This is a genomic window from Acetobacterium carbinolicum (assembly GCF_047456275.1).
Taxonomy (GTDB): Bacteria; Bacillota; Clostridia; order Eubacteriales; family Eubacteriaceae; genus Acetobacterium; species Acetobacterium carbinolicum.
Map to the genome: position 1 here is coordinate 3889349 of NZ_CP173357.1, position 16582 is coordinate 3905930.

The 16582-nt window shown below is 40.7% G+C and carries 24 protein-coding genes; 3 read left to right on the top strand and 21 right to left on the bottom strand.

The annotated features are described in order from the left end of the window. Nucleotides 1–7: 7 nt before the first annotated feature. The 10 genes from ACIZ62_RS17960 to ACIZ62_RS18005 form a co-directional block, all read right to left on the bottom strand. Entirely contained in the window at nucleotides 8–844 is an 837-nt protein-coding gene (locus tag ACIZ62_RS17960; RefSeq protein ID WP_111888642.1) for an ABC transporter ATP-binding protein, read from the bottom strand. Then, a complete protein-coding gene (locus ACIZ62_RS17965) occupies nucleotides 841–1074 on the bottom strand; it encodes an AbrB/MazE/SpoVT family DNA-binding domain-containing protein (RefSeq protein WP_111888641.1) in 234 nt (77 codons plus the stop codon). The genes ACIZ62_RS17960 and ACIZ62_RS17965 overlap by 4 nt, the downstream gene beginning before the upstream one ends. A gap of 423 nt (nucleotides 1075–1497) precedes the next feature. After that, entirely contained in the window at nucleotides 1498–2244 is a 747-nt protein-coding gene (locus ACIZ62_RS17970; protein ID WP_111888639.1) for an AAA family ATPase, read from the bottom strand. 33 nt (nucleotides 2245–2277) lie between these two features. Beyond that, the gene (locus tag ACIZ62_RS17975) at nucleotides 2278–2985 is read right to left on the bottom strand and encodes an alpha/beta hydrolase (RefSeq protein ID WP_111888638.1); all 708 of its coding nucleotides are present in this window, start codon (nucleotides 2983–2985) and stop codon (nucleotides 2278–2280) included. Between the two features lie 38 nt (nucleotides 2986–3023). Continuing rightward, the gene (locus ACIZ62_RS17980; protein ID WP_111888637.1) at nucleotides 3024–3470 is read right to left on the bottom strand and encodes a DUF6194 family protein; all 447 of its coding nucleotides are present in this window, start codon (nucleotides 3468–3470) and stop codon (nucleotides 3024–3026) included. 129 nt (nucleotides 3471–3599) lie between these two features. After that, nucleotides 3600–4166 (bottom strand): DUF4256 domain-containing protein, encoded by a 567-nt coding sequence (locus tag ACIZ62_RS17985; RefSeq protein ID WP_111888636.1) that lies wholly within the window; start codon nucleotides 4164–4166, stop codon nucleotides 3600–3602. A 257-nt stretch (nucleotides 4167–4423) separates the two neighbouring features. Continuing rightward, nucleotides 4424–5095, bottom strand: a complete 672-nt coding sequence (locus ACIZ62_RS17990; RefSeq protein ID WP_111888635.1) for an epoxyqueuosine reductase — start codon at nucleotides 5093–5095, stop codon at nucleotides 4424–4426. 77 nt (nucleotides 5096–5172) lie between these two features. Then, the gene (locus ACIZ62_RS17995) at nucleotides 5173–5709 is read right to left on the bottom strand and encodes a nitroreductase family protein (RefSeq protein ID WP_111888634.1); all 537 of its coding nucleotides are present in this window, start codon (nucleotides 5707–5709) and stop codon (nucleotides 5173–5175) included. Nucleotides 5710–5755: 46 nt separating this feature from the next. Further along, nucleotides 5756–6274 (bottom strand): GNAT family N-acetyltransferase, encoded by a 519-nt coding sequence (locus tag ACIZ62_RS18000; protein WP_111888633.1) that lies wholly within the window; start codon nucleotides 6272–6274, stop codon nucleotides 5756–5758. 147 nt (nucleotides 6275–6421) lie between these two features. Continuing rightward, nucleotides 6422–7009, bottom strand: coding sequence for a GrpB family protein (locus tag ACIZ62_RS18005; protein ID WP_111888632.1), 588 nt, complete (start codon nucleotides 7007–7009; stop codon nucleotides 6422–6424). Nucleotides 7010–7144: 135 nt separating this feature from the next. Here ACIZ62_RS18005 and ACIZ62_RS18010 point away from each other — a divergent pair, with 135 nt between their 5' ends. Genes ACIZ62_RS18010 through ACIZ62_RS18020 form a run of 3 tightly spaced genes read left to right on the top strand, consistent with a single transcriptional unit; the run spans nucleotide 7145 to nucleotide 8677 of the window. Then, nucleotides 7145–7705 carry a PadR family transcriptional regulator gene (locus ACIZ62_RS18010; RefSeq protein WP_111888631.1) on the top strand — a complete coding sequence of 187 codons (561 nt, stop codon included), beginning with the start codon at nucleotides 7145–7147 and terminating at the stop codon, nucleotides 7703–7705. Continuing rightward, nucleotides 7683–8333, top strand: coding sequence for a class I SAM-dependent methyltransferase (locus ACIZ62_RS18015; RefSeq protein ID WP_242988502.1), 651 nt, complete (start codon nucleotides 7683–7685; stop codon nucleotides 8331–8333). Before ACIZ62_RS18010 ends, ACIZ62_RS18015 begins: the two co-directional genes overlap by 23 nt. Then, the gene (locus ACIZ62_RS18020) at nucleotides 8330–8677 is read left to right on the top strand and encodes a hypothetical protein (protein WP_162624516.1); all 348 of its coding nucleotides are present in this window, start codon (nucleotides 8330–8332) and stop codon (nucleotides 8675–8677) included. Before ACIZ62_RS18015 ends, ACIZ62_RS18020 begins: the two co-directional genes overlap by 4 nt. 53 nt (nucleotides 8678–8730) lie before the next feature. On the opposite strand, the gene ACIZ62_RS18025 is transcribed toward ACIZ62_RS18020, so the two are convergent. From ACIZ62_RS18025 to ACIZ62_RS18075, 11 genes are all read right to left on the bottom strand, one after another. Beyond that, nucleotides 8731–9090 (bottom strand): DUF4180 domain-containing protein, encoded by a 360-nt coding sequence (locus ACIZ62_RS18025; RefSeq protein ID WP_111888629.1) that lies wholly within the window; start codon nucleotides 9088–9090, stop codon nucleotides 8731–8733. Nucleotides 9091–9245: 155 nt separating this feature from the next. Further along, entirely contained in the window at nucleotides 9246–9803 is a 558-nt protein-coding gene (locus ACIZ62_RS18030; RefSeq protein WP_414150820.1) for a hypothetical protein, read from the bottom strand. A 65-nt stretch (nucleotides 9804–9868) separates the two neighbouring features. Next, complete coding sequence (locus ACIZ62_RS18035) at nucleotides 9869–10198, bottom strand: hypothetical protein (RefSeq protein ID WP_414150096.1); 330 nt, start codon at nucleotides 10196–10198, stop codon at nucleotides 9869–9871. Continuing rightward, entirely contained in the window at nucleotides 10191–10979 is a 789-nt protein-coding gene (locus tag ACIZ62_RS18040; protein WP_414150095.1) for an ATP-binding protein, read from the bottom strand. The genes ACIZ62_RS18035 and ACIZ62_RS18040 overlap by 8 nt, the downstream gene beginning before the upstream one ends. Beyond that, complete coding sequence (istA, locus tag ACIZ62_RS18045) at nucleotides 10976–12526, bottom strand: IS21 family transposase (RefSeq protein ID WP_414150094.1); 1551 nt, start codon at nucleotides 12524–12526, stop codon at nucleotides 10976–10978. Before istA ends, ACIZ62_RS18040 begins: the two co-directional genes overlap by 4 nt. A 95-nt stretch (nucleotides 12527–12621) precedes the next feature. Beyond that, the gene (locus ACIZ62_RS18050; RefSeq protein ID WP_414150821.1) at nucleotides 12622–13173 is read right to left on the bottom strand and encodes a hypothetical protein; all 552 of its coding nucleotides are present in this window, start codon (nucleotides 13171–13173) and stop codon (nucleotides 12622–12624) included. A gap of 5 nt (nucleotides 13174–13178) precedes the next feature. After that, nucleotides 13179–13541 (bottom strand): hypothetical protein, encoded by a 363-nt coding sequence (locus tag ACIZ62_RS18055; RefSeq protein WP_322519816.1) that lies wholly within the window; start codon nucleotides 13539–13541, stop codon nucleotides 13179–13181. Nucleotides 13542–13625: 84 nt separating this feature from the next. Then, a complete protein-coding gene (locus ACIZ62_RS18060) occupies nucleotides 13626–14387 on the bottom strand; it encodes a hypothetical protein (protein WP_322519817.1) in 762 nt (253 codons plus the stop codon). 147 nt (nucleotides 14388–14534) lie between these two features. Next, nucleotides 14535–14885: a hypothetical protein gene (locus ACIZ62_RS18065; protein ID WP_414150822.1), complete on the bottom strand. Its 351-nt coding sequence runs from the start codon at nucleotides 14883–14885 to the stop codon at nucleotides 14535–14537. A gap of 55 nt (nucleotides 14886–14940) precedes the next feature. Then, nucleotides 14941–15318, bottom strand: coding sequence for a hypothetical protein (locus tag ACIZ62_RS18070; protein ID WP_111888625.1), 378 nt, complete (start codon nucleotides 15316–15318; stop codon nucleotides 14941–14943). Between the two features lie 451 nt (nucleotides 15319–15769). Continuing rightward, nucleotides 15770–16396, bottom strand: coding sequence for a CatB-related O-acetyltransferase (locus ACIZ62_RS18075; protein ID WP_111888624.1), 627 nt, complete (start codon nucleotides 16394–16396; stop codon nucleotides 15770–15772). Between the last annotated feature and the right edge of the window lie 186 nt (nucleotides 16397–16582).

The following is a 16582-nucleotide window of genomic DNA, read 5'->3' on the forward strand; positions in this document are numbered from 1 at the left end:
TGCGATATCACTCCTTTTCCATATGAATCATAATCGCTTCCAAATCTGCATCGGTCACGTTTTCATTGATATGACTAACATCTGTCGCTTTAATCAGTGCCCGATAACCGTGCTTAGTCTGTTTGTATCCGATCAGTTTTGGTCTTAAATCATCGGTCAGTTGCTCATCCGAAAATTCCAGAACTTTGTATTGTGCCAGAAATGATGCCATATCACTGTTAGCCAACACCTTACCCTTCTGGATATAGATGATATTATCCGCACACTTATCGAGATCCGAGGTAATATGGGTCGAAAACAAAATGGTGATCCCCTCTTGTAAGAGTCCTAAAAAGATATCGAGTAAGTCATCTCTTGAAACCGGATCAAGACCGCTTGTGGGTTCATCTAGAATTAATAGCTCGGCATGATGTGAAAGTGCCAGAACAAGCGAATATTTTACCTTCATCCCTTCGGATAATTCATCGGGGGTTTTATTTTCGTCCAGTTCAAAGCGTTTCATATAAAGCTGATAGGCTTGTTGGTCCCAATTCTCATAAAAACGCCGGGTTGTTGCTGTAATTGTTTTGATCTTCTTTTTGGGATAATAATTAATTCCCCCTGAAACAAAGCCGATTCTTTGCTTGATTTCAAACTCACTCGCTTTAAAACCCTTCCCAAAAAATAAAATCTCACCCCCGTCCGGATGAACAAAGTTCAGCAATGCCTTAAGTGTTGTGGTCTTGCCGGCACCGTTGCGTCCAATAAAACCAGTGATGGTGCCCTGTTCCAATGCAAAAGAAACATTATCCAGTTCAAATTGATCGTATTTTTTGCGTAAATTATTAACCGCCAGAACGCTCATTTCCCATCACTCTGGTCTGAGTCAGAACCGCTTCCACCAAAAACCATTTGTGAAATTTTAGCAAACATATTTTTAGGGGGAATCGCAATCCCCTGTTCTTCATCTCCCAGCAATATCAATGTATCGCCTGGTTTAATATTAAAGACATCCCTTGCTTCTTTTGGAATGACAATCTGCCCTTTTTCACCGACCTTAACAGTCCAGGCATATTTTCCTTTTGGCTGAGTCATTATTTTCCTCCATTCAATGCGTTAAGTATAATAAGTATGATTTGTACTACTTATCATAAGGATATTCCTTTACCATGGTTTTGTCAATCATCTTTTTAAATATAAAATAATAAGCCCCCGTAAATTTCGCAACAGTATCCTGACTCTAGCTGTTCAATAAAAAAACTGCCTGAAGGTCACGCAATCACGAGCCTTTGGCAGTTTTAAGCTTAAGGGTTTGTTTTTCTCTTTTTTCTTTGGGTCTGACCCAAATTTTGCATTGCGTAGCAGGGTGTTTTTGCCTGAGGCTCTAACCCCAGTATTTACGCCAGCATGTTTCATAAAAATTAAACCACACCCTTCCATTTTTTTATTATCATACTATTTCTTTGAAAAGGTATGATTTAGTTATAAAATATTGCTTATCCGCTAAACTCATTGCTCCTACTCCTCTGCCAGCAGATAATGCAGCATTTTTTCCGGATTTTCAAGGAATCGGCGCGTCAACTGATAGTGTTCCGTCTCTCGATAATCCACCGAGTGGATGCCCTCTTCGGATAACTGATATAGCTCTGCTTCCGGATAGGCCATCAGAATGGGGGAATGCGTGGCAATGATAAACTGGGAATTCTGCTGTACCAATGCATGGATATGTACCAACAGGGTCATCAGTCGACTGGGCGAAAGCGCTGCTTCAGGCTCGTCCAGCAGATAAATTCCGTTTCCGCTGAAGCGGTTGGCTACCAGTGCCAGAAAACTCTCACCGTGGGACTGGTTATGCAGCGACCGATCGCCGTAGGCGGTTTGAAACTGGTTCCGGAATTCCTCTTTATAGACCTCATCCAGATAACTGGCCGTATTGTAAAAACTTTCGGCTCTTAAAAAAAAACCATCCTTGGGATAAGCGCTCCGCGAAATGGTTAAGTGACGATACAAATCGGAATGGGTAGCGCTGGTTGAAAAGTTACAATTACGGGTGCCGCCCTCAGCATTAAAGCCAAAAGCCACGGCAATCGCTTCCAACAAGGTTGACTTTCCGGTGCCGTTTTCGCCGACTAAAAAAGTCACCGATTTGCGGAAAGGCAGCTCTTTCATCTGTTTCAAATGGCGTACCACCATCAGGCGGTGAAGATAGGAATCTTCTTCCACCGGCGAACTGAGTCGCACACTGCCGATATAATTTCGTTCCAATTGAGGCTCCTTTCCAAATTGATTGAATTCGATTTAAACAACGATATGGTTTTCTATCCAGTGCTTAAAAAAAGCCAATTGTTTTTCCGTATGAAAATAATGTTCACCATGTTTCATTACGGTTAGATCACAATTAAAGTGCTGTGCGAAGTTTGAAACCGTATCGAATTCACATAAATCATCAGCTGAGCCATAAAGAATTGCAGTTGGTTTTTTCCAGGAACTAATGGGATGTTCCTTAACATAGCAATAATAATCCCAATATAATCGTTGCCCGATCGGGGTCGAAACTTCTTTTTCAGCTTGTAACTGTGCCTCGCTGATACTAAACCACGACATCAGATTATTGATAATACGCTCCATATCGACAACTGGTGACAGGAATAGGCACTGCTTCAAATCAACATCTTTGTAGGCAAGCAAACTAAAATACGCCCCCATACTGCAGGCAAACAAACTGATCTCATTCCATTTTGTTTTTGCATATTCCATAATGGCAGAAAGATCTTTTACGCAATATAAAACCTTGCATGGCGTTTTATCATTTTGACGTTCGCCATGCTCAGGCAGATCAAAGCTAAGCACCTGATATCCTAATTGTGTTAGTTTTTCTGCCAATATCACAATGACATCATCGGATTTGTTTGACATATTTCCGTGTACGGCGATAAATACTTTAGGGGAATTCTCGCCCCAAATAATCGCTGGAATACCATCTATCGTTAATTTTTGATTTGTCATTTTACCCCCTAAGTATGTCTTTTTATTAAATTGGATACTTATTTTCTTTTTTTGAATTTTTCCGTGGCAAACGCATAGGATTCCTCAATTAGCGGTTTTAATTTCTCAAAGGTATCTTCTGATGGGTTCAGAATGCTAATCCATCCCATCCAGGCATATACGGGATGGGGTAAAATCGTATCCAATAAAGTAAAATCATATTCCATCTTAACAACCTCACCGGCTGCCGGACGGGCCGGGATACTCCCAAACAATTCCAAAAATGTTTGTTTTCGCAATCCCATATTCACCCTAAAAATTCCATCTCGGTTTAAATTAGAGCCTTTATCATTGGCTCCATCTTTTTCTTTCACCGTCAGTACATAAACGCCACGCTTCAAGGCATGATTAGGATTATAAAATATTCCTTTCTCACCCCAGCTCTCTACTAAAACAGTGTCGCTTAAATATTCTGTGCAATAATGTAATATTTGATCTACTTTCATCAACACTTTCCTCGGTTTCTAACACTTATTCACATGCTACTCTGTCCTCGATATTAACATGAACAACACCTCTAAATTTTATTTCAATTGGTTTCTCTTCATACCACCATGACTTCGTCTGCGTAAAGTTCAGACCTTTAGCACCCCGCGAAAGCCTCTGACCCCATAATAAGAAGAGGCACTGTTGTGATAGATAAAGACGTGGTCGTAGCGGCGATCGCCAAAAAGTGCCCCGCCAATTTTTCTGATCTCAGGGGGTGTTTTCACCCAACTCGATGTTTTAGTATCGAAATCTCCCAGCTTCTGCAATTCCCGGTATTGTTCTTCAGTTAAAAGCTCAATACCCATCGTGGTTGCCATATCAATGGCACTATTCTCCGGTTTATGTTCTTTCCGTGACGCTAACGCATCACGATCGTAACAAATATTTCTACGGCCGTTCGGACTTTCTGGCGAGCAATCAAAAAAAATAAATTCTTTCGTAGCCTGGTCATAGTCAACCACATCCGGTTCCCCGCCAGTTTCTTCCATTTCACTTAGTGACCACAATTTTTCTGGCTTAACGTCAAGCTTTGCCTGAATCTCAGTCCAGTTTAAACCTTGATGACGGCTCATATTTTTATCAAAACGGGCACTCAAAAGGCTAAATAGCTCTTCGCACCGTTCTGAGGGTAATTCCCTTTTTTCATTTTGCATCATGAAACCTCCTCGTTAAGTTATTGAAACTTCTATCCTATTCTATGGGGAATCTTGCTTAGTCATTGGATTTTCTTCCGCTTCATACGATATCGCCATTGCTCCTTTGCACTGTCATTAAAACAACCTCAAGCATCCTTTTTTCCTCTCCTGTTATCCAGTTGATCGGACTTGCCGCAACCCGAAAACGCATTTCATAATTTATCTTCACATAGCTGTGCTTTATTCATTGTCGCCCAAACCCGCTTCGCATTCGCTCATTCCCCAAATCGCTTAGGACATACGCTGCGGCAGGTATCGCACGAAACTGTTTCAAAGCCTCTTGCTGTTGTTCCATAGGCATTGTTTCGGCATAACTTTTGAATGACGGAACCCTCACCCAGTGCTTGAACCGGACAGCTTTTTAAACAGCGATTACAGCCCTCTATGCAAAGAGATTCGGCATCGTCATCTGATTCTAATTTGAGATTTGACAGAATTACACCGACGGTTAGGCGGTTCCCGAATTTTTTATTGAGCAACAAAGTATTCTTACCCAAGGTTCCAATCCCGGCATTGACAGCCGCATGTTTCATGGAGATTAATCCGCGTCCCTCCATTTTTTTGCTGTCCCAATAATCGTAAGGGCTATCGCAAGGCACTGGCACGGCTGTGCCGCGATATTCATCTTCGATTATTCTCGCTGTCATCATTGCTATCTGATCCACTTTCGGAATGGTCAGATAATTAAAATGTCCATATAACAAATCCGGTTTAACCTCATACAGGCTTTTCGGTAGAGCAAAGCCAAATACGATTACAGTTTTGCAATCGGGATAAAGATCGCACGGATGAAATCCCTCCGGGGCCTGAATAAATCGTTCAATACTTGCAAACCCACACACATCTGCGCCCAAGTCCAAAATTCTTTTTCTGATTGACTCTTTCAATTTACCCTCCTTGTCTTTTTTTCCGATCGTAATTTAAATCAGAGGTGCTTCTAATGTGAAAATATTTTTCTAGCATCTTACTTCATATCTGTTTTAAACTGATTAAAATGGACCTTCTCATAGTGCAATTCATTTTCTTCATGAGGTTTTTTCACTTCATCCGGATAACCAATCGCAATGATGCATTCAACTGCGTACTGCGCGGGGATTAAAAGGATATCTTTTATATAATCTTCCGTCTTCTTTTGTTCTGTCTGAAATCGCTCCCTAACTTGAATCCAGCATGAACCCAAACCTAAATCGTGGGCGGCTAATTGAATCAGAATTGCTGCAATCGCAGCATCTTCAATCCAAACGTCACATAGTTCCTTGTTGGCGGCCACAACAATTGCCAACGGTGCTCCTGCTAAAAAAGCTGCTCCGTGTTCTCGGCAAAGAGCCAACTGCGAAAGCCGGTCGCGATCAGTGACGGCAATAAATTCCCAGGGACGTCTGCCCCGCGATGAGGGTGCCAGCAGTGCACTTTTTAAAATGGCATCAATCTTTTCCTGTTCAACTGCCTGGTTCTTAAATTTACGGATACTTCTTCTGGTTTTTAACTGGTCGTAGAACATCAACTTTTTCCTCCACCTTTTTTCAATAATGATAATTGTTTCTCAATTATCCGACCAAATCTTTTCGCATTAAGTAATCTTTTTGGATTTCATCACCCATCACAAAATCATGGATCCCTATCCTTACAAATCCCAGTTTTTTATAAAATTGGATTGCCTTGCAATTTTTCTCCCAAACACCCAACCATAGGTATTTTTTACCCTTTTCCAAAGCGAATTCCATCGCCTGATCCATTAAACGACGCCCTAATCCCATTTTTTGAAAAGCCTGTAACACATAAATTCGTTCGACTTCAAGGGATAACGGATCTTGAAGTTCGGTTTGGGCTAAAGACTCATTGACTTTCAGACAACCTGCGAGTTGCCTCTCTACTTCCACGAAATAAAAACAGGAGGCGGGATTCAAGAGTTCATCCGTTATTTTACCGATCTTGAATGCTTCATTTCGATAAGCATCCATTGTTTCTTTACTATTCATCGCAGCGAAAGTCTCTTGATAAGCTTTCCAGCCAATCTGCTGCACTTCCACTGCATCATCCGGGGTGCATTTTCTAATACGAATCATTTTATCCTCCGCTTAACCATAAAAAAATCCGATCCCTTTTATGGATCAGATTTTATTATATCGCACCTCCCGAGCTAATCACAACCCGAATTGTTATCCCTACGCCCGCATCCGTTTTGTAGTCAATTTACCGGGACGTTTTTGTTGTTATTCTGAGGGGGTGTACCTGCCGGCATACGCTCTCTTCGCTTTTTGGGTATAACGCGCAATAAACTCTGTTTTTGCCGCTGTGTATCCATCTCTGTTGTGCTCAAATTCTTTCACCAAACTCAATTTAAGATTTCCATATTCGACGGCAACATCAGCATGATCTAATAAATAATCTCTAAAATACAACTCTCCCCAATCACCCGAATACCTGACATGAAGATGGTACACCTTTTCTGCAAATCCATCCGGGGTATAACCTTTGTTGAATGCAAGTCTCAACTCCGGCTCATATGCACTTGACATCAAGATCCAGTTTTTAACCATCAGGTTTTCGATTAACGCTGTAATATTGCAATTCTTCTCAACTTCTAATAAGATATCAATGGTCGGCTTGGCAATCAAACCCTTCACCGCGCTACTCCCAATATGGCTAACTCGCTTTATATCCTGGCTCTTACTAAAACTTAAAAGCTGTCTTTCCTCAATTTCAAACCATTCTTTATATTGGGGATTGTGCTCCTTTAAAATAATCGGAAACAACTCCCACAATTCTTCTAATGACATCTCTGATAATTCTTTTTTCATGCTTTCACCTCATCCGACGGATTTTCAACGTACACTCTTCTAAGTGATAATTTATCATAAAATTATCACTTGACAAATAGTCAGTGCTGAGTATAATTATAGTCAGCACTGACTATTTAAAAAAGGAGTGATTACATGATCCCGTTATACATTCTTGGGCTTCTCCTGCGCTTCGGCCCTCAACACGGTTACCAGATAAAAAAGTTGATTGCTGAACAGCTGGAGGATTTCACCCAGATTAAACTACCCACCGTGTATTACCATCTTGAAAAAATGGAGGCTGCAGGGCTAATTCTTGCTAGCCGTGACAAACAAGGTGCTCGTCCAGAAAAAACCGTGTATCAAGTAAATAGTGCTGGCGAAGACAAGTTTAAGGAGCTGCTTCACCAAAGTTTGCAGATTAATTACCGTCCGATCTTTGACATTGATGGCACTTTTTATTTTTCTGACTCCCTTGACCACAGTGCCTTGATGGACAGTCTTAGTCAGCATATCGTCAACCTGAAGAAAACCCTTGAAATGCTTACCATTCACTGCAACGAAACTTTAGCAAATATCCCAAAAGACTATAGAACCTCTGCCGATATTATTTTCAAGCATCATATTCGCCACTATCAGGCCGAGCTTAGCTGGGCCGAAGAATCATTAAATACCTTAAAGGAGGCTAACACAGATGATAAAAACAAGAGTTATTGAAACCAACGAAGGCATTCAAAATGAGATTACGGTCGAAACCTTTGATTTATTTGCCCGCCGTATGCGGGATAAAGGCTTTAACGGTGTGAACGATATGATTGCTTCGGGCATCCGGGGCGGTGATATTCTGGAGGTCGGACCCGGGCCCGGCTATGTGGGGCTGGAACTAGCTAAGAAGGTTCACCCGATATCCCTAACTGGCTGCGAAATCAGTCCCGCGATGATCCATTTCGCCGAAAAAAATGCTGCCGAATACCGCATTTCCGCTCGCTATGTGCTGGGGAACTGTATTGCAATGCCCTTTGAGAATGAAAGCTTTGATACGGTTATTTCCAACGGTTCTCTCCATGAATGGGAAAACCCCATTCGCGCCTTTGATGAAATTTATCGCGTCCTTCGTCCCGGTGGGCGTTACTGCATCACCGACTTGCGCCGTGATGTCAATCCGCTGATCCGGACAATGGTCTATCTTTCCACCCGGCCCACGGAAATGCGCCCGGGACTGATTACCTCATTAAATGCCGCCTATACCGTTTCAGAAATCACCGAGCTTCTGCGTCATTCCAGCCTCCACCAAGCCACGGCAATCGGGGATTTCTTTGGTCTTTGCATCACCGGTCAGAAGTGAAGTTTTTTAAATCCATGCAAACCACCGACATCTATGGTATTGGGATTCTGTTTCATGAGCTGTTAACCGGGCAGCTTCCTAACCAGGGACCCGTCGCGGTCGGTAGCTTGGCCGCTGTGATAAAAAAGTGCATCCATATGGACCCCAGCCAGCAATATCAAACCATAGCTGAACTTGAAATGGCATTAAAAAAACCGAAAGTTAAAAAAGAACGCTACCGCCCTGATAAGTCAGGCTTTCGAGCCTGGCTTCCCCCAGGATTTCAAAACGGAAATCTCGAGAACATGGTTGTCAAATTTCTGTGGTATTTATTGTTTTTTTACTTAGTTTATCACTTGATATAAAAAATGCAAGCCTGATCGGTCTTTGGGTCAATCGTATTGACTGTTTATGAATCTTATCGGAGTTTTTTCAGCGCTTCTTCCACATCTGAAACGAAATACAGATGTTTACCCTGATTGGATTCATAAATAAAATCATTCAGCGCCTTGCTTGTATACCCGGAAAAATCACCAATGATTGCCAGTCGGATGCCGTAATTCACATATTTCTGGATAATTTCACCGGCAAGCCGGGTTTTTAAATCAAAAAAATCTTCTGTTAATGCCTCTTTATCTATAATGATCGCATCACATTCGGTTTCATAGCGAACCGTTGCCATTAAATCCAACGCCGACTGGACATCGGTAAGGATCAGTGTAGTTGTATGGACATAGGCGATATTCTGGCCGTTATTGTTTAGTGTTTCTATTTGCATATTTTCCTCCGTTGGTTTTAATTCTGGTTCTGACACAAACATGTTAATTTTAGACTAAGTTAATGAAAATCTGTGAAGAATTCAATAGGCATGGTGATTCCGTTGTTACGCTTTAGTCATCTTGGCTGCTTTTATAGAAACCATCAATAGGACTCTTATTGAGATAAAAGATAGTCCTCTGGTTTTGTATACCGGGGATATTTTCCCACAGTTGATAACAATTCCTGAATTAGTTCATCAGAACATGATGGATTTTTCTTTAGTTCTATATACAAACACAATAATTGAGCAGTTGTGAGTAAGCAATGATTTCTTGCTTCAGCATATTTAAGCATTTGATTGGGAAAGACATCTTCCCGTCGCTCAAATAAAGGTGTATCGCAGTATCCATTGACAATAAGAATCGGTTTAGCTGAATGCTCATTATCTTCAATAAACATGGCAACCCATTTTTCGAGTTGAGCGGCATGCTTTTCAGCAGCACTTTTAGTAACTCCCTTAATTTCAGCGACTATATTTATATTTTTATATTCGGCTATTATATCGCTTCGACCTTGTTCAGCATCCAACATTCTAAAGCCTATTTCCGAAAGGACTACTTTCACGATTTCTTCTAATTGATTTCCACTAGATGTGACAAGCGTTTTATATCTTTGGATGATACTTATCACATTTTGTATATTCCGACCGGCAAACTCCATTTGCACGGTCATTTCGACCCAGCTTCACGGAGGATGAGTTCCACCCTCACGGAAGCTGAACCAGTAGTAACTAAATGCTAATACTCAGAATCATCGTGGCCATGAGCGAGGCGACAGATATGTTCGCACCACGCATCGGTTTCCATAGGATCCTGGTTATTATATAACAACTGAATATAGAGCTGATAAGCGGGATGATCACTGTATCGCCGGCCCAGATCGGAGAGAATGTCACTTCTGAGATACTCATCATAAGGATATGTAAGATGACGGCTCAGCTCATAACGGGTTCTGACCGTTTCAGATTCGAGATGTTGGATGTCTTTTATCAGATCATCAATTAACTGACTGAATTCGTATTGGCAATCGCAGTGGCAGCTGCAAAAGCGTTCATTCTGATCAACCATGGCTTGCACCGCTTTTGGAAGAAGCCTTGAAGCTGCGCCGTTCCCGCATCGAAATTTTGCCGCCAATCCGGATGTCATAGGCATTGTGAATGATGCGATCCATGATTGCTTCAGATATCGGGCTGTCATTATCAGGATCGGGATTGATGCGTTCATACCAGCCTTCCATCTCATATTGTGTGCAGAAGATAATGGAACCTTCCTTACAGCGGGTTTCGACAATCTCAAGCAGATCATAGGCTTCCTGTGGTTCCAGGGTGCGGATCAACCATTCATCGAGAATCAGCAGTTCAACCTTCTGGTAGGACTTGATAGTCTTACGGAAGGTGCCACAGCCCTTGGCAACATTCAGATCATCCAGCAATTCCGGCATCCGGATGTAGCGGACGGATTTGAATTTCCGGCAGGCGGCATTACCCAAGGCATTACTGAGGTAGGTTTTACCATTGCCGGAGGCCCCTTTTAAAATGATGTGATGGCCGTCTTCGATATATTGACAGGAGGCCAGCCGGAGAATCTGGGCTTTGTCGAGCTTCCGGTCTTCGTGGTATTCAATCCCTTCAATGGTGGCACCGGGCTCAGCAAAACGGGCATTCCGGATAAAGCGCAACAGTTTATTGGACTTCCGGCGGTTCCACTCCGCATCCACCAGCAGCCCCAGCCGGTCTTCAAAACCAAGCTGGCTGTAGGTGGTCTGATCGGTAAACTGGGCTTCCAGTTCATCGGCCATGGCCGTCAGTTTCATGGCTCTTAATGCAGCAATGGTTGACTGATTAATCATTCCGGCTCACCGCCTTTCTGGAAGTAGGCAGCCCCACGGGTGATCCCATAACTGCTGGAAGTTTCCGATTTTAGTTCACGTCCCGTTTTGATTTTATCCTGACCATTTTTTAAAATGGTGCTGATGTTGCGAATTGTCGGTGAACTGCTGTAGAGAAGCACCCGCTGGCAGGCGTTTTCAAGGCGTTCATGACCATAACGGTCCGCCAGTTTTGTCAGGCTTGCACAGGCTTTGTAACCCTGTTCCGGTTCCCGACCGGCAGCTAGAAAGAGCTTGATCACGGTACTAGTTTGTTCGCCCACTGTTTGAGCCCATACCTGAAATTCTTCGGCACTATAGGAAAGATACTTCTGGTGAGCCAGCGGCATGTGTTCGAAACGGACAACTGGCTCCCGCAGTTGCGTTGCTGACCGGGGATGGGATGCCACCCGGGAACCGTGAAAAAAGACTTCCACGGTTTTCTCTGTCAGCCGGATGTCGACATCTTCCCCAATCAGATCAAACGGCACCGAAAACTTGTTTTTTCCATCAGAGATCAAGTAATCCCGGGGAACCCTGGCGGTGGACCAGATGGCCGGTTCATATGGGGTAAACGGAAGCGGCTTCATGAAGTCATGTTCTTCCTCATAATAAGCGCGGTGGCGATTGCCTTCCCGCTTTTTAAAAGGAAAATGGTTCAGCTCTTCGAGCTTTTCACTGACCGCTTTTTTGACTTCGGCGATTGAAAAGAACCGGCGATTCCGAAGTGCTGCAATGATCCAGGTGGAAGCATACTTAACCGTTCCTTCCACGAGGCTTTTATCCTTAGGGTGGTAGACCCGGGCCGGTACGATGGCAGTATCATAATACTCCGCCAGTTCCTGATAACTGCGGTTCAGAATGGTCTCATACCGGGTATTTTTGACCACGCCGGTTTTGAGATTATCCGGCAGCAAAAGCCGGGTGGCACCACCGAAGTAGCTATAGGCATTGGCATGGCAGCAAAGCCATTGACCCGAAGTCATATCGGAACACGCTTCTGCATAGGCATAGCAACTGCAGGGAAGAACCGCTACAAACAGATAGGCTTCGGTGGTATCACCGGTAAAGGGATCCTGAATGGGAATGGTATTACCCGCCCAGTCAACCTGCATCACATCACCTGGCTTATGCCGGATCCGCATGGTTGCCTTTGTCACTCTGGCCCAATGGCGATATTTGTCACAGAACTGCGAATACATATAGGGCGTATTGCCATTGGTGTAACAGGTTTCGCAGTATTCGCTCCAGAGCAAAGAAAGATTCACTCCCGGCTTGGCCAGTTCTTTGTGAATGGTGCTGTAATCAGCCTCCTTTCGGTGATTATTTGCTGTCAGCCGATCGGGGTAGAAGGTGGCCATCAGAACTTCGTTGGTTGCCGCTTCGTCCAGTGGCCATTCAATACCTGCTTTGGATGCAACTTCAAGCACTTCCCGGATCGTATTTCGCGAGCTATGAACGCTTGCAGCAATCTGTCGCTGGGTATAATTGAGACTGTTCAGTCTCAAGATTTCTCGATAATTCACCATAATTATCGACCTCCTGTAATGATAGTCACACATTTGTGTGCCAACTTCATTATAGGTTCAATTTATATGAATGGCTCACCTTTCGTTAAGGTGGGTCAGTTCAATCGTGACGCTGGGTCGGTTTGACCGTGCAGATGGGATTTCACTGTCGGAATATACACATTTTCTCGTTTATCTATTCCCTTTTGAATTTTAGTAAGTTTATCACGCTCTTTATTGAGCTTTTCTAATTCTTCATCTTCATTGAGAATAAAGAAATTGTTCGCCCATTCAGGTAATACGTAGTCATTAATAGATGAACTTAATTTATCATTTAATTTAAATAATTCACTTAAGTAAATTTTCCCATATTTTTCCCAATAATCATTGTTCTCATAATCTGCTTCATAATAGGGCATCGGCAATAATACTATTCTTCCCGATTCATATTCAAAAACAGCTGATACAGCCCGGTCACTCTTTGGAATTTTCAATAAGGTATTCTGAGTAGGAGCATTAAAATATGCTGCATATTGATATGATTCTTTAGCTGTTTTAAAGAAATCAAAATATGGCTGTTTTGCACATATCTCAAACTTATTGCCATAAACATGAGTTACTGAAAATTCTATTGGTAAAAAAGAATACATATCAAATTCTTCAACCATATTTGTTAAACGAGCATTTTTACCCGTAGCACTATATTTTTTTCACCCGTATAAACGTAGCAGTTTTCGTTTCTACCTATAAGTATAAAAATATTTTTTCCTTGTTTAAGCAATTCGACTAATTGCTCTTTTATTCTGGCAAAGTCTTCTTTGATTTGGCATGATGCATATTGAGAAAGCAAACGTTTATTTTGATAAGGACTAGTCGTTGATTCAGAATAAGAACTACTAATAAAATTTGCACCAATAATTACCGCATCGAAATCAAGAAAAGAAACATTGTTCTGAAAAGATTCTTCTTGAAAATTATGTATATTTAGTTCTTCAAATTCAGTATTTAATCCAAGCATTTCTAACTTATTTTTCATCCTTCGATTCCTTTCAATCGCTTTTATCCCGTGAAAACATCTCACGTGGCATGTTTTTCTTCTCCTTAGTATTATTTCAGGCTACTATGCCCAATCTTTTTCATAAGCACTAGAAATAAGCTCCATATTATCATCAAACTCCTGAATAATATATGCTTTTCCATCTTTTATAACGCAGTTACCACTTTTCAATGTAATGTTATCTCCAGAAGATTGGATGTGCTCATATTCTTCGATTTTTATATCTTTAAACCTTAGTATTTTTCGCAATTCGATAACATCCAACTTCATGATGTCTAAAATAGAATTTAGAAGAGTTTCCGCATCTTGAAATACAATTCCATAAGGTGTATCATACAACAATTTTATAACACTAAGTATATTTCCTGTTTCGGGGTTTGTAAAAGGATAATTGAATGCAGCTGTAATCTGAAAACGCTGAGTTTCGATAATGTGGAACATTTTTACTGAAACAATAGGGATGGACTCTTGGCTTTTCTTATCAAAATACCAGCCTTTATATGTATTAGTTAATTTCTTTAAGAAATATAAATTTGATATTTTGCAATTGAACCTCTCATTATCAAGATGTTCAATAATAAACTCCTTACTATAGGCATCTTTACGGACTTCTTCTGAAAAATAGTAATCAATCACGACTTGATGCAGTGTCTTTTTTAGCTGATTTGATTTAATGTATTTAGGGGTTCCCATCGCATCATTTTTCACAGTCCAAGTTACTTTACTGATGATATCCCATAGTTCAGGGGTGTAATTGGTATACCCCAACTTTTCTATACCATCCTTTGAAAAGTATATAGTTTCATTTTCACGATATACCTTCATGACCTCACTCCTTCTTTTGAATTATTCTAACAAAATTCATCTCGTCTGGTTACTTATTATAAACATCCTCAAGCAGTGACCATTAACGTACTTGGTTCTTTTTGTTGAGATTTATACTTTTTATACAAAATGTTAAATATTCTCATTTCATAGTTTTAATTTGCTAGCAATATTCTGCAACTTCGATAGATTACCGGTTCTCCTCAGCGGTTGCTCATAAACAACATCAAGCAGTTCGGCAAAAACTACATCCACAAGTTCTATTAACGTTTTGTCGATTTCCTTTTGCTTCATGATATCCCCACCATTAGTATGGATTGCACCATTTCCAATATCTTTAATTGCCTTTAATAATACTGGTGGCATGTCCATCGCCCATTTAGGCGCTTTACCATCATTAATTTCCTTTTCAAGAGCTAATATTTTTCCACCTAACATACCATTTCGATAACCTTGTTCATACAAAGCCCATTCAAGTGCAGAACGATACATTGCCATCGATGCACTCAATGCATTAACAGATTTTGCCCGAAAAGCTTGATCTATATAATATTTAACTTCTTGGGGCGAATTTGGCGTAACACATCCCCCATAAGTATCGTGTAATACTGTAAGTTCTAGCCACTTCTGGCCCTTGATATAGTATCAAAATTGTTTTTGCTTGACATTGTAAACATGTTGCTATGTGTATTATTGGTAAGTTTTGGAATGTAATTTCTTCAGAGGGTTTTATTATCTTAAAAATTTGATCACCACTAAAACGCCTAACCGATTGTTGGCGTTGAGCACTACATTTAGGACAAAACAAGCTTTCATCAAAACTGCCTGACATTGTGTGATCGCATTTTTGTGATTTTATATCTCCTACAGAACGCTGAAATTTCGAATTATCAACAATTGCTTTCAATAATCCATCTAAATTATCAATCATCGACTTACTCCTTTCCGTTAAATAAAATATTTTTGAGTTAATTTTTTATGTTTCGATACCTTCAAATCATAAAAATCAATTTCAAATCTTTATCGTCAGTAACAATGCTGACAAATCTTGCCAACACTGCTTTTTCAATTTCACCTTCATTAAAATTTTTCTTATATGTTTTCCAATGTTTCTATTTCATTGAAATAACACTTCAATTTGTTCTATAAGAAAGCCAAAGTACCCTTATCAAAGGAATTTCCATTTTAGTAACGACATCTTCTAATTGATACATACAATTTCAGAGTTAATAGCGCCACTCCAAATTAACAAGATCTATTTCCATTATACATCTTTGTTCCACGTATTTCTACAAAACCCTCAATCAAACAATAAAAAACGAGACGCCAAGATTTTTTATCTCAACGTCCCGCCATTTATTTTTTATTGCAAAATCACATTTTTATAATTGACCGATATTCCCACACATAATATCATTTAATTTTTCAAGCAGTTGATCTTTATTCCAATCCCACCAACAAAGTGACTGCAATTTTTCAATTGTTTCATCGTCAAATCGCTTCTTAATCGGCTTTGCAGGCACACCGCCGACAATTGTGTAGGGCTCCACATCTTTCGTGACAACAGCTCTGGTTCCGATGATTGCTCCATTGCCAATCTGAACACCCGACATAATAACGGCTTCATAGCCAATCCAGACATCATTTCCAATCACAATATCACCCTTTTTATCCCAGGCCTTGGTAACATCTTTCTGCTCAAGGCCATATTCTTCCCAAAATAACGGAAATGGGTAAGTCGACAACGACTTCATGGTATGATTAGCACTGGTAAAAATGAACTTTGCACCGCAGGCAATGGAACAGAATTTACCAATAATCAATTGATCCTGATTGATGGGATAATGATATAACACATTATTTTTTTCAAAATCGATGGGATCATTTACAAAATCGTTATAGATGGTATAGTCGCCAATCTTAATATTGGGATTGTTAATAACAGTATTCAGATAAATGGTCTGGGTATCACCAGTCCGAGGGTATGTTTTTTCTTCCGGAATAGACATTTCAAATCCTCCTAAATAGTTTAATTATTTAGGTGTTTGCAAAACTCAATAAATCCCTTGGATAAGTCATTTCTTGTATAGTATATTTATACAGCTCCTCACCAAATCAGCTTATATTTATCCAAAATTGATTTGGAATAGCTTATTTACGTCAGTTTTTATAATTAGTTTCGCAATTACCTAAGT